Source organism: Photobacterium angustum, from assembly GCF_003026365.1.
In the GTDB taxonomy this organism is placed as follows: domain Bacteria; phylum Pseudomonadota; class Gammaproteobacteria; order Enterobacterales; family Vibrionaceae; genus Photobacterium; species Photobacterium angustum.
Map to the genome: position 1 here is coordinate 101,205 of NZ_PYOM01000005.1, position 13,633 is coordinate 114,837.

Sequence of the window (13,633 nt, forward strand, 5' to 3'; positions counted from 1 at the left end):
TCAAATCGCACGTTCACTACTTCTTATTTTTTGAAGCTTTATCTGTTGCTCTTCGCGTATGCGACCAAGGAAGATCAGAATAACTCAGCCCTTTGAAAGTTAAACATAATACTTATAAAGGAGATGTCCATTATGGGCACCGCACAAAATTTAAAGGCGACGACTTCTGCACAAAGCAAAAAATTAGGGTGGAACAAAAGCGATACATTATGGATGCTTGGTCTATACGGTACAGCCGTGGGTGCAGGTACTCTATTTTTACCAATTAATGCGGGTGTTGGCGGTTTAATTCCATTACTTGTAATGGCCGTTCTTGCATTTCCAATGACATTCTTTGCACACCGTGCGATGACACGTTTTGTGTTATCAAGTTCGAATCCGGGCGCTGATATTACAGAAGTTGTTGAAGAGCACTTTGGTAAGGGCATGGGTAAAGTGATCACATTACTTTATTTCTTTGCTATCTACCCTATTCTATTAGTTTATAGTGTTGCACTTACAAATACTGTTGAAAGCTTTATGCTTAACCAGTTAGGCATCGAACCACCAGCACGTGCAATTTTAGCGTTAGTATTGATCCTTGGTTTAATGGCAATTGTTCGTTTAGGTGAGCAATTAATTGTTAAAGCGATGAGTATCTTAGTATTCCCATTCGTTGCTGTATTATTAATGTTGGCACTGTTTCTTGTACCATACTGGAATGACTCTATCTTCCATAACGTTATCCCAGCACACGGCGGCTTAAACTCTGTAATGCTTGCAGTATGGTTAATCTTACCGGTAATGGTTTTCTCGTTTAACCACTCACCTGTTATCTCATCATTTGCTGTAGCAACACAAAAAGCGCATGGCGAAAACGCAGAGCGTCAAAGTTCACGTATTCTAGCCCGTGCACACATTATGATGGTATTAACCGTAATGTTCTTCGTTTTCAGCTGTGTATTAAGCTTATCACCTGATAATCTAGCAGAAGCTAAAGCAAATAACGTATCGATTCTAACTTACTTAGCAAACCACTTTGATACACCGATCATTGCTTATGTTGCGCCGATTGTAGCAATTATTGCAATCACTAAGTCTTTCCTTGGTCACTACTTAGGTGCCAGTGAAGGCCTAAATGGTTTAGTTATCAAAGTTACTCGTGATAAGAATAAAGAAATCTCAAGCAAAGCACTAAACCGATTTACAGCAATCTTTATGCTAGTAACAACATGGACCGTAGCGACACTAAATCCAAGTATTCTAGGTATGATTGAGAGCTTAGGTGGTCCTATCATTGCAATGTTGCTATTTATTATGCCAATGTATGCAATCAAAAAAGTACCATCAATGAAGAAATATTCAGGCGCAATCAGCAATGTATTTGTGACGGTTATCGGCCTTGTTTCTATTTCTGCAATCTTCTACTCATTATTTATGTAATGTATAAACAATGAGTTAAAAGGCTAGCCTAGTGCTAGCCTTTTTTATTTTTAACTCTTACCACTCTCAATATTGTTAAAAATTTGCTACATTATTCATAACGTATGCCATTTTTATGACTTAAATATTGGGTAGCCAATGACTAATCAGCCAATTGATTTTCAACTCGAACACGAGAACCCGCTTATTTGGCCGATCCTGTCCTTACTGCAACACCAACCAAAAAACTGGATGATCCACACCCTTAGCCAAGCATTACGTGAAAAAGAAATGTTAGATACGCTTGATAGCGACAGCAATAAGGATCTCTTCAAACGTAATTTCTTATTAATGAATGCACTCTACCAACTCCAGGTTTTATTATTTCCTAAACAGTGGCTACAAGTTCAAGCAATGGATATTCAACTGCTTAATATTGTTTATCAAACCCATCATTTAGAACAAGAAGATCCTCTACGGGAGTATTATTTAGACTGGAGGAATTATCATGCTGATAGTGATGCGATAGAGCAACTAATGAGCTCTTTTTGGCGACGATACCAGCAACATATTAATAACCAGCCAATTAATATTACTACGACATCCATTGATGATGACTTTGATTTATTTTCTTTATCCAATACAGCATCACTAGCGGAAGTTAGAAAACAATGGCGTCGTTTAGCATTACAATGGCACCCTGATCGTGAAAATGGTGATGGTGAGAAATTCAAACTACTTTATAACGCTAATCAACGATTAATCAGTTACTTAAAAAACAGGTAGCGACACTGATAATCATCCGGCTGATATTTCACACATAGCTATCACACAGTTCTGACAGCACATTAACCTTCATCTCCTACATTGTCCGCGACATTTATTTTTGGCTGCGAGACAATGAAACTATATTATTTACTTCCTTTAACTACTTTCTTGTGCCAGACGGCTTTTGCTGCTCCGACAACAGAAACGGCAGAAAAAGATCCTGCATTTGATGGTTCAGCAAAACTCGGCTTTATTTACTCAAAAACAACCAATACCTCAATGTCGTTGAATTCCGCAACAGATCTTAATTATAAAAAAAATAATTGGTCGAATAAATTATCCTTAAGTTCTTTTTATACCGATAGTACTGAAGAAGAAGATGGTGTTAATAAATATCTAATAGCACTAAAAAACGAATACGCGATGGGGCCTCATTCTTTTACTTATTTAAGTAATACCTATAACCACGATCAATTTGGTACATATCGCAGTGAATACATTGTCTCGACGGGTTTAGGCTACAAATTTTACGATACCAAAACAACAAAACTAGTTGTTGGTGGTGGTCCGGGTTATCGTCATAGTCGTCGCCAAGCAGATGATCCCGATTACCCAAATCAAACAGAACAAAACATGATTGCTAATGCATTCTTGCGCGCAAAAAAACAGTTTACACCAACTTTTTCTGCTGGCTTTGAAAGCAATGTTGACTATGGTCGTTCAAATACAGCTTATAATTTAGATGCATTTATAAAGAACCGATTAATTGATCATATTGCACTTATGTTAGATACCCAATATATCTACAATACAGAAGTGGCAAGTGATAAAAGTAACGATGAGGTATACAGTACGGTCAGTATTACTTACGATTTTTAATCTTTTTCTTATAGAAAATATTCAATTAGATATAAAAATGCCGAAGATTAATAAACTTCGGCATTTTTATACTTTTTCTATATATTCGCTATCTTTGTATTAACTATTTATATAAAGATGGTTCACCCTCTGGGCGGGTTTTAAATCGATTATGTAACCACATATATTGTGAAGGTGCCGCTAAAATAGAGCGTTCTACCGCTTTATTAATATAAGCCGCGGCGGCATCTGGATCTTTGTGCGGAAACGCTTCCAAAGGTGGATATATTTTCAATGTATATTGACCGCTATCAGTATCACGGATCATCGAAAAAGGTAATGGAACGGAATCAGTATTATCAATTAATAAACTGGTACCTGTCGTTGTACACGCCTGCTCTACCGCAAATAAAGGTGCGAATGTGGAATTTCGACCACGACCATAATCATGATCAGGTGCATACCACAACATTTCACCCTGCCTTAAATCCTGAAACATACCTTTTAAATCTTTACGATCACGCATATGTTTATTTGAACGGACACGACCTTTAAATTGAAAATAGTCAAAACAAGGATTTTTATTAGGACGATAGACCCCGACACCTGGCGTATGTAAACCAAAAGCACGAGCTCCTAATTCGAGGTTCAGTGAATGAACAGCAATCAACAAGATCCCTTTTCCTTGTTCTTGCAACTTATAAATATGCTCTAAACCTTCAACCTTAACATGGCGCTCAACCCGTAAGTCAGGCCAAAACCATGCCATACTAGTTTCAAATAGCGCTAGGCCAGTGTTATCGATGTTTTGTTTAATAAGCTTATTACGCTCATTAATATCCATATCTGGAAAGCACAACTCTAAATTACGCTCAATCGTTTTACGTCTGTTAGGCATAAAATGCATCACTAAACGTCCAACACCTTGTCCTAAGCGAAATTGTATAAAGTAAGGCAACCAACTAATTAAATACATCACTGCCATAGATATCAAAACAGGCCAATATCTAGGATGTAAAAAAGACGAAGTAAACGTTGGAGCTGTGAATTTTCTCATAGCGACGATAATCCCTTTACAATGTATGGCTGCTTAGTGAAATGTAAATTTCTAATTATATTGATAGTATTTCTAAGCAGTTAATAACAGTATTTTAAGTTGAGTTATGGATTAGTTGCAAGATCAAGTGTGACCATCATCGCAAATAGACAGGTTGCGTTAAGATTATTAAAAATAAAAAGCCTGCAATATTTGCAGGCTTCAAAGTATTAATCTGATAGCTTAGGTTATTTATACAAGCATTCTTGCCCTTCAGGGCGAGTTTTAAAGCGACGATGTAGCCACATATATTGGCTAGGTGCAGCCATAATCGATTCTTCAACAATTTTATTAATGAAAGCTGCAGCTGCATCAGGATCTTTGTTCGGAAAACCTTCAACCGCCTTACGTAAGGTTAGTGTGTAATGCCCTTTATCGTCTCTTACCATAGTAAAAGGTACGATAACGCAATCAGTATTATCAACTAACAAGCTTGTACCTGTTGTTGTACACGCTTGATCTACAGCAAATAATGGCGCAAATGTTGAACGACGACGACCATAATCATGATCCGGTGCATACCATACTCGCTCACCCGTTTTTAATGCATGCAACATTGACTTTACGTCTTTACGATCAATCAAAGTACGGTTTGAACGTGAACGACCTAAATACTGAAAGTAATCAAAACAAGGGTTACTATTAGGGCGATAAACCCCCATACCTGACATTTTAATGCCAAACGCACGCGCACCTAATTCAAGATTCATTGAATGCACGGCAACCATCAATACGCCTTTGCCTTCTTTAGCAAGTTGTTCCATTTGTTCAAGGCCAACAATTGTCACATGGCGGTTCACGCGTTCATCAGACCAAAACCATGCCATGCCAGTTTCAAACAATCCCATACCGGTATTATCAATATTTTCTGAGATTAAACGTTGTTTGTCTTCTTCTAGCATCGTAGGAAAACATAGTTCTAAATTACGCTCAATTGTGCGGCGACGCTTTTTCATCAATTTAATCGCTAGGCGACCGATGTTTTTACCCATAGTTAATTGCCATGAGTATGGAAGACAACTCAGAAGGTACATTACGCCAACAAGAATAAGCGTCCCCCAATAACGGGGATGAAGAAGAGATAGCGTAAATTTTGGAGTGTTATTTTTTGTCATATTTATAGCCTTTCTGCCTCCTATCGTGCAAAAAGACAATAGAACGCATAATCATGTAGACCTACATAATAAGCGGTTAATAACTAATGAGGTAGTAAAATAATGTAAATAAATCATTCTCCCCTAATTCATTTTATATATATCTCAATATTTACTCTTTACATCACACTAAAAGAATCATTATTTTAAGTTAGTATTATTTAAAAAATCGTTAACCAATTAAAAAGTATGTGTTTATTGTTAAAATTTGACTCATAATTAAAGATATCAGGTCATTTTATTTTAAGTTCAAATTTTTACGCAAATAAAACATAAATTTATTGACTTATCCTCTAGGGTAAATTTTAAAGCAAAAGGAATACGTATATGGAATTAAGCAAAACCAAATCGAGTTTTTATCGTCGTCTTTATATCGCTTATTTAATCGAAAATGGCATTGATAGCGTCCCTAAAATTATTGCCTTTTCAGGTATGCCTCGTCGTACTGCACAAGATACTATCAAGAGCTTGATTGAACTTGATATTATTTGCCAATTTACCCAAACCAAGGGTGAGCGACATCAAACAGGTCATTACACCATTGAACAATGGGGAGCAATTAATCGGGACTGGCTTAACCAAAATATTGAACAGATAAAAGTAGCACTGGATTATCCATAACTCGTTACACATTTACGCTATAACATTGTGCTTTTTTCCGTATAATTTTCTTATTCACCTTAGATAGACAGGTAACGCATTGGAACTGCTTCAACTAGATGACTTTTTAGGTAAACCACTTCGTTTAGAAGGTTCACTTGCAGGCTGGCAACAGTTGTTCTGGGATAACACGCTAGTTTCACAAAAAGATGCTTCAGCATCAGACGATAACGAATTTCAGCACCAATTTGCGCTTCAAAATGGTGATGAAACCATTGAATGCCAGCTATCAGGTAATCTTTCATGGCAACCTTTTTTGATCAGTTACCAAGCGCAAGTGAATAACCAAGTTATCGCGCAGGGTGAGCGTAACGAAAAAGACATAGAGCGCCAAACCCCTCATACACCAATTGTTGCTGAAAGAAAATTTAGTATAATTGGTCTAGTTTCACTCGGTATGAAGGCCTTAAAAAGCGCTAAGCTGATCAAAGTGGTATTAGCTTCAGCCAGTCTTGCTGCCTATTCTTGGCTTTTCTCATTTCAGTTTGCTTTAGCACTTATCGCTTGTTTAGTTTTTCATGAATACGGTCACGTCCGTGCCATGAAATATTTTGGTATGAAAACCAAAGGCATTTATCTTGTGCCTTTCCTTGGTGGTCTTGCGCTAAGTGATGAAAAAATAAATACTCGTTGGCAAGATGTGGTTATCTCAATTATGGGACCACTCTTTGGTTTGATCATGTCTTTGATCTGTATGGTTGCCTATTGGATCACAGGCGAGATGTTCTTTGCAGGTCTTGCGGTATTTAATGCTTTATTGAATTTATTCAATCTGCTGCCTATTTTACCGTTAGATGGTGGCCATGTACTGAAAAGTATCAGCTTTTCTATGAATAGTAAGTTTGGCATTATTCTTTGTGCTGGTGCGGCTATTGGTGGTGTTATTCTCAGCTATAAACTAGGGTTAACCCTCTTTGGTTTTTTACTTATCATGGGCTGTATTGAAATCGTTTTTGAATGGAAACAGCGCCATCATAGTCATTTGCTTCCACTTGATCGTTACGGACAGATTTTCTCTTTCATATGGTATGTCGGTCTTGTTTCCTCACTAATGGCAATTATTTGGTACTTTGCAAGTATGGGCGATACCTTACTGAGCTTGCCATTACAGATTCTAGGCACCTAATAGATTTTTCCGAAACGACAGAAAGATAAAGGGACGAATTATCGTCCCTTTTATCTTTCTAACTGACACAAGCAAACTATTACTTCTTGCCTTTTTCCATCATTGCTTTTAAATCTGCAAATGGGTTGAACGTAGCAGCTTCATGTTCATTTTCACCAGCACGGATCACACTACTTTGACCGTTATCCGCATCAGTGTATTTTTCATGCTCATGATCATGACAGAATAAACAAAGTAGCTCCCAGTTACTGCCATCTTCTGGATTATTAGTATGATCATGATCTACGTGGTGAACAGTTAATTCACGAAGATTTGAATATACAAATTCACGAGAACAACGACCACATACCCACGGGTAAATTTTTAATGCTTTTTCACGGTAACCTGCTTCTTTACGTGCATAAGCGGCACTAGTGCCGTAGAAATCAGATGACATATCTTGTCCTATCTTCTAACACAACAGCCCATACACTATAGAGCTATCATGCTTTAGTACTAATTTTGCTGTATTGAACCACCACCAAAGTGGTTATATCAAGCAATTATTTTAAGATTAATGACCTTGTTATCGGATTTTAAGCCATATCTTTTTAATACAATCAGTTAGCTTGAAAACGTCACCTTGCATCCCCATTTTAGCTACATGTCAGATCATCGATGTGTCAAATACGCTAAATACACTAGTATTTAACGTAATATATTGATTGCAAATTAGGCTAAGAGACCGTTTGTTCTAGCTTTTAAGCAAAAAAACACGCTCTAATAGGCATCTTTTGCATACGTCTATGTTAATATTCGACTAATTATTTGAAGCTGATTCACACTTAATATTTAACCGAATCGCCCTTTAACCGCTAAGAGTAAACAAATATGGCTTTTGATTTTTCTAAGATGCACGTTGATTTGTCGGCTGTGCCAACTACTATCGACATGGGTCACGCATGGTTAGGCGCTCTAGTTCTAATTCTATTGGTTATGTACCTAACGAAAAAAGGTAAGCCAGTCGAAGTTGAAAAGATTATCGAAAAAGAAATCGAAGTAGAGAAGATCGTCGAAGTTGAAAAACCGGTTGAGAAAATCGTAGAAAAGATTATCGAAAAACCTGTCGAAAAAATTGTCGAAGTTGAAAAAGTTGTTGAAAAAATCGTTGAGGTTGAAGTTGAACCTAAGCTAAAAACATCGACGCCTGATGCAGCATTGCAACTTCTTTCTCTTCTACAACAAGAAGCGCGTTTTATCGACTTCATGCAAGAAGATCTTAAAGGTTATGCTGACGCCGATATCGGTGCCGCAGCACGTGTTATTCACGAAGGCGGTCATAAAGTATTAAATGAATACTTCAGTTTTGCGCCAGTTCGCACTGAAGAAGAAGAGACACGAATTACCCTGCCACAAGGCTTCAACGCATCTGAAGTTCGCCTAACAGGTAATGTGGTTGGTGAAGCACCATTTAACGGAACTTTGATCCACCGTGGCTGGAAAGTAACAGAAGTTAAATTGCCTAAATTGGCAGAAGGCCACGATGCACATATCATCGCAGCCGCTGAGGTAGAATTATAATGCAAGACACACAACAACACCGTTACAGCGTTGGTATCGATTTAGGTACAACACACTGCGTACTTTCTTATGTTGATCTTCAAGATGAGAACGCTGATGTAACGGTTATGCCTATCCCACAATTAACCAATCCGGGTAATGTGGAAGAAAAAAACCAGCTTCCATCATTCATGTATCAAGCACATGAGTCTGAACTGGCTGAAGGTGATACTGCACTTCCTTGGAATGCAAAACCGAATGCGATTGTGGGTGCAATGGCACGTTCATTAGGCAGTAAGACTCCTATCCGTCTTATCTCTAGTGCGAAAAGCTGGCTATGTCACGGCGGCGTAAACCGTCGCGATGCATTTTTGCCATTGAATAGTCCTGAAGAAGTGATCAAAGTATCACCTCTTGAAGCCACACAACAATATCTTGAGCACATGGCTGATGCATGGAACTTCCAGCATCCTGAAACGCCTATTTTTGATCAAGACGTAACGATTACTGTACCAGCTTCGTTTGATCCAGCAGCACGTGATTTAACTGCAGAAGCTGCACGTAATGTTGGCTTTAAGCACCTTACTTTGCTTGAAGAACCACAAGCGGCAGTATATAGCTGGATTAAAAACAACGATGAAAGCTGGCGTGATCAAGTGTCCGTTGGCGACATCATCCTTGTGGTTGATATCGGTGGTGGTACTACAGATTTATCGTTAGTCGCTGTAACTGAAGAAGACGGCAACCTTACTCTTAATCGTGTTGCTGTTGGCGATCACATCCTACTGGGTGGCGACAACATGGATTTAGCTCTGGCTTATCGTTTAAAGATGAAGCTAGCGCAAGAAGGCAAACAGTTACAACCTTGGCAAGTATTGGCGATTACGCATGCATGTCGTGATGCTAAAGAAGCATTACTTAATGATGCTGAGTTGCAATCAATGCCAATTGTTGTTCCTAGTCGTGGTTCTAAACTACTTGGCGGCACACTTCAAACTGAACTGACTCAAGAAGAAGTGCAACAGACACTTGTTGAAGGTTTCTTCCCGCAAACATCTGTTGAAGAGCACCCAGTTCAAGCAGCACGTGGCGCATTAACCCAAATGGGCTTACCTTACGCACAAGATGCTGCGGTATCTCGCCATGTAGCAAGTTTCCTTAGCCGTCAAAGTCAAGCGGTTGATGAGCTTTTTGAACAATTTGAACAAATGCATGACGGCTTCATCCGCCCGACTGCTATTTTATTCAACGGTGGTGTTTTAAAATCTAACCTATTATCTGATCGCCTACTAGGTATCATTAATAATTGGTTAACCACGGGCGGTTCAGAGCCTGCTAATTTACTTCAAGGCTTAGATCTTGATTTAGCTGTTGCTAGCGGCGCGTCTTACTACGGCTCTGTTCGAAAAGGTAAAGGCGTTCGTATCCGTGGCGGTATCGCAAGTAGCTACTATGTAGGTATTGAAAGTGCTATGCCTGCAATCCCAGGAATGGAACCACCACTTGAAGCACTATGTGTCGCACCATTTGGTATGGAAGAAGGCTCTCAAGCTAACGTACCAAGCCAAGAGTTTGGCTTAATCATTGGTCAACCCGTAAAGTTCAAGTTCTTCGGTTCTACAGTACGCCGTGATGATGTTGCTGGTACTCATCTTGATTGGTGGCAACCTGAAGAGATGGAAGAATTACCATCTATTCAAATGACACTACCAGTGTCTGATGGCCGTACCGTAGGTGAAGTGGTTCCTGTTAAGTTAGCCTCACGCGTAACAGAATTAGGGACACTTTGTCTTGAAGCTATTTCGACTGATAACGGTCAGAAATGGCAGGTAGAATTCGACGTTCGCGAAAGCTAATATCGAACTAACGGCGCATCTTTTGATGCGCCGTTTATCTATATACATACTCGTGGGTTTATAGTTATAACAATACACAATCATCTACCTTCTGTAGGGCTTTCATTTATTCCCACTTGTCTATTTTCCTATTTTACTTTGTGGAGTCGTCATGCCTTCATCTTCCCCTCGCTATTTAGTCGGTATCGACCTAGGGACAACGCACACCGTTGTAGCTTACGCTGAAATTACAGATGATCTTGAAAATAGCCCAATGCATATTTTCAATATCGATCAACTTATTGCACCAGGCGAAGTCGCTCGTAAACCTCTACTACCCTCTTTCCGTTATCATCCTGCTCAAGGTGAAATGGATGCTACGCAACTTGTCTTACCATGGACCCCTGAACCAGTTAACGGCGAAATTGATACCGTGATCATTGGTGAGTTAGCGCGTGAACTGGGCGCAAAGGTTGAAGGTCGTCAAGTGGTGAGTGCTAAGAGCTGGCTATCTCATCCCAACGTTGATCGTAACGAAGCTATTTTACCTTGGTCATCAACAGCATCTAAATCGGATGTAAAGAAAGTCTCTCCTGTTATAGCGAGTGCCAGCTACTTAAACCATGTTCGTCAGTCATGGGATTATCACCATAAAAATGCCAAGCTTGCCGATCAAGAGGTAGTAATCACTGTGCCTGCATCGTTTGATGAAGCTGCACGTGCGTTAACACTACAAGCAGCAGAGTTAGCAGGACTAAAAAAAGTCTTACTGCTAGAAGAGCCGCAAGCAGTATGTTACGACTGGTACGCGCAAAATAAAGATAACGCTGATGAATTATTAAAAGACATACCACTATTAATGGTATGTGATGTGGGTGGTGGTACAACCGATTTAAGCTTAATAAAAGTCGGTAGCAAAGATAATAAGCTAACCCTCGATCGTATCGGTGTTGGCGATCACCTCATGCTAGGTGGTGATAACCTTGATTTATCATTAGCTCATGTTGCTGAGCAGCGTTTAAATGGTGAATCAAAAAAACTCAGCCAAGCTGCGCTATCAAAGCTTATACAGCAAACCCGCAAAGTGAAAGAAAGCTTGTTATCAGGTAATGCGCCAGATGCAGCAAAAGTGACTATGCTTGGTAGCGGCTCACGATTGATTGGTGGTGCCAAAAGTATTGAGTTAAATCGTGACGAAGTGCATCGCATTGCGCTTGACGGTTTCTTCCCTATGACAGCATACAGCGAGCAACCAAGCCAACGTCAAGCTGCGATGGTCGAATTTGGTCTACCTTATGCGGCAGATCCTGCTATTAGTAAACATATTGCACAATTTATCGATCTTCACGATCATGTTTGTCGTGATGCTTTTAGCGAAAACGGCATTACTATAAGTGCAGATCAACCCGCAATCCCCGTTGCCGTTCTGCTTAATGGTGGCGTATTTAACAGCCCGTTACTGACTGAGCGCACAATTGACGTAATTTCATCATGGCGCGACGATAACAGTATTACAGAGCTTAAAAACCTACACCCCGATCTTGCGGTTGCATTTGGTGCTGTCGCTTATGCAAAGGCCCGTCATGGCGCACAACTGAAAATTGGTGGTGGCTCTGCCCGTTCTTTCTTCCTTGTTATTGGTCAAAATAAAGACGTAAAACAAGGTATATGTTTATTACCTAAAGGTATTGAAGAAAGTACAGAAGTGAATTTAACCCATCGTAAATTTGCTTTAACCTTAGGCGAACCCGTGCGCTTTAACCTTGTTTCCACTACAGATGAGAAATACTCAGAAGTCGGTGAACTGGTTAATATTATCGGTGACGGTTTTGTCACCTTACCGCCGTTTATTGCGACTCTTGATAGTGAACGAGATCGTAGCGAATTAGCTGCAAACCAGAAAGATCGTGAAGAGGTAACCTTAGCATGTCAGCTAACTGAAGTCGGTACCCTTCAGATCGAAGCAGTTAGCATAGCGGATCCAAAAAAACGTTGGAAAGTTGAATTTGCGATCCGAAAAGATCTCGCCAAATTGCATCGTGGTGATAACGGTAGCACCCTTGCTGAAAGTGAACTTCCTCCACGAATGAATGACGCCATTGATGCAATCAAGAAAGTCTATGGTGGTAGTAAGAATAGCGATAACAGTAAAGCGGCGAAAACGTTACGTAACGATCTTGATAAGATGCTGGGAAAACGTGATAACTGGGAAACCCCATGTTTACGTGAATTAGCTAACGCACTATTAGAAAGTAAAAAGCGTCGTCGGCGCTCAGATCTTCATGAACGTAACTGGTTAAAACTTATAGGCTTTACCATGCGTCCAGGTTTTGGCTACCCTGCTGATGATTTCCGTATGAATGAAGTTTGGGCATTGTACCAACAGGGAATTCAATTTGAATCCAATACCCAAACTTGGTGTGACTGGTGGACCTTCTGGCGTCGTGTTGCCGGTGGGTTAACCCAAGAGCAACAATTAGTGATCTATAAAGACATTGCTAAATACATCACTCCTGGTGCAAGTCGTAATGCCAAACTAAATAAAGAGCTTCAAGAACGTAGTTATGAAGACATGGTACGTTTAGCCGCTTCGCTTGAACATTTGCCTTTTGACAAAAAGCTTCAACTTATTGAGTGGCTATTTGGACGCTTACAGAAAGCCCAATACGCACAAGCACATTGGTGGGCGATTGGACGTATTGCTACACGTACGCCTTTCTATGGTTCAACTCATAATCTTCTATCAGCAGAGCATGTCTCCTTCTGTTTACCAGAGCTGATGGAGCTTGATTGGCGTAAAGAACCATATATTGGCTTTGCGGCTGTTATGATGACACGTAAAACAGGTGATCGTAACTTAGATATCAATGATGAATTACGACAGCAAGTTATTGATAAACTTAAAGTAAGTCGAGCACCTGAAAGTTGGATTGAAATGGTATCAGAAATTAAAATATTAACTGAAGATGAAACCAAGCGCGTCTTTGGTGATGCTTTACCCAATGGTTTAAGATTAATTGGCTAATCTACTCATTGGTAAAATTTAATCTTATTGCATTAAAAGGATGAGTATTTCACTCATCCTTTCATCATTTATGAAATATAATATCTGTGATTTATTACTTATCCGTTGATAAATATAAATAAACAAAGAGAATCCATAAAAATTCTGAATCAATATCTACTTTTAATAACG

The 13,633-nt window shown here is 39.4% G+C and carries 11 protein-coding genes; 8 read left to right on the plus strand and 3 right to left on the minus strand.

Features of this window, described 5'->3' with window-relative positions:
- Positions 1-132 precede the first annotated feature (132 nt).
- The 3 genes from CTN01_RS06720 (at position 133) to CTN01_RS06730 (ending at position 3,048) form a co-directional block, all read left to right on the plus strand.
- Entirely contained in the window at positions 133-1,422 is a 1,290-nt protein-coding gene (locus CTN01_RS06720) for an HAAAP family serine/threonine permease (RefSeq protein ID WP_045147807.1), read from the plus strand.
- A 138-nt stretch (positions 1,423-1,560) separates the two neighbouring features.
- The gene (locus CTN01_RS06725; protein WP_045147809.1) at positions 1,561-2,187 is read left to right on the plus strand and encodes a DNA-J related domain-containing protein; all 627 of its coding nucleotides are present in this window, start codon (positions 1,561-1,563) and stop codon (positions 2,185-2,187) included.
- 114 nt (positions 2,188-2,301) lie between these two features.
- On the plus strand, positions 2,302-3,048 hold the full coding sequence (locus tag CTN01_RS06730; protein WP_045147810.1) for a DUF481 domain-containing protein: 747 nt from the start codon (positions 2,302-2,304) through the stop codon (positions 3,046-3,048).
- Between the two features lie 103 nt (positions 3,049-3,151).
- Here CTN01_RS06730 and lpxL read toward each other — a convergent pair whose 3' ends face one another.
- Positions 3,152-4,084 carry an LpxL/LpxP family Kdo(2)-lipid IV(A) lauroyl/palmitoleoyl acyltransferase gene (lpxL, locus tag CTN01_RS06735; RefSeq protein WP_045147812.1) on the minus strand — a complete coding sequence of 311 codons (933 nt, stop codon included), beginning with the start codon at positions 4,082-4,084 and terminating at the stop codon, positions 3,152-3,154.
- 227 nt (positions 4,085-4,311) lie between these two features.
- Entirely contained in the window at positions 4,312-5,238 is a 927-nt protein-coding gene (locus CTN01_RS06740; protein WP_080896158.1) for an LpxL/LpxP family Kdo(2)-lipid IV(A) lauroyl/palmitoleoyl acyltransferase, read from the minus strand.
- A gap of 366 nt (positions 5,239-5,604) precedes the next feature.
- On the opposite strand from CTN01_RS06740, the gene CTN01_RS06745 reads away from it, so the two are divergent.
- Complete coding sequence (locus CTN01_RS06745; RefSeq protein ID WP_005367491.1) at positions 5,605-5,898, plus strand: winged helix-turn-helix domain-containing protein; 294 nt, start codon at positions 5,605-5,607, stop codon at positions 5,896-5,898.
- 79 nt (positions 5,899-5,977) lie between these two features.
- A complete protein-coding gene (locus CTN01_RS06750; RefSeq protein WP_045147815.1) occupies positions 5,978-7,063 on the plus strand; it encodes a site-2 protease family protein in 1,086 nt (361 codons plus the stop codon).
- A 79-nt stretch (positions 7,064-7,142) separates the two neighbouring features.
- Here the strand turns inward: CTN01_RS06750 and CTN01_RS06755 are convergent, their stop codons facing one another.
- On the minus strand, positions 7,143-7,499 hold the full coding sequence (locus CTN01_RS06755; protein WP_005367488.1) for a YajD family HNH nuclease: 357 nt from the start codon (positions 7,497-7,499) through the stop codon (positions 7,143-7,145).
- 455 nt (positions 7,500-7,954) lie between these two features.
- Between CTN01_RS06755 and CTN01_RS06760 the strand changes: the two genes are divergently transcribed.
- The 3 genes from CTN01_RS06760 (at position 7,955) to CTN01_RS06770 (ending at position 13,462) form a co-directional block, all read left to right on the plus strand.
- Positions 7,955-8,623 carry a DUF2760 domain-containing protein gene (locus CTN01_RS06760; protein ID WP_045127347.1) on the plus strand — a complete coding sequence of 223 codons (669 nt, stop codon included), beginning with the start codon at positions 7,955-7,957 and terminating at the stop codon, positions 8,621-8,623.
- Positions 8,623-10,458 carry an Hsp70 family protein gene (locus CTN01_RS06765; RefSeq protein ID WP_045147816.1) on the plus strand — a complete coding sequence of 612 codons (1,836 nt, stop codon included), beginning with the start codon at positions 8,623-8,625 and terminating at the stop codon, positions 10,456-10,458. The genes CTN01_RS06760 and CTN01_RS06765 overlap by 1 nt, the downstream gene beginning before the upstream one ends.
- Before the next feature lie 151 nt (positions 10,459-10,609).
- Complete coding sequence (locus tag CTN01_RS06770) at positions 10,610-13,462, plus strand: Hsp70 family protein (RefSeq protein ID WP_107188398.1); 2,853 nt, start codon at positions 10,610-10,612, stop codon at positions 13,460-13,462.
- The last annotated feature ends 171 nt before the right edge of the window (positions 13,463-13,633 follow it).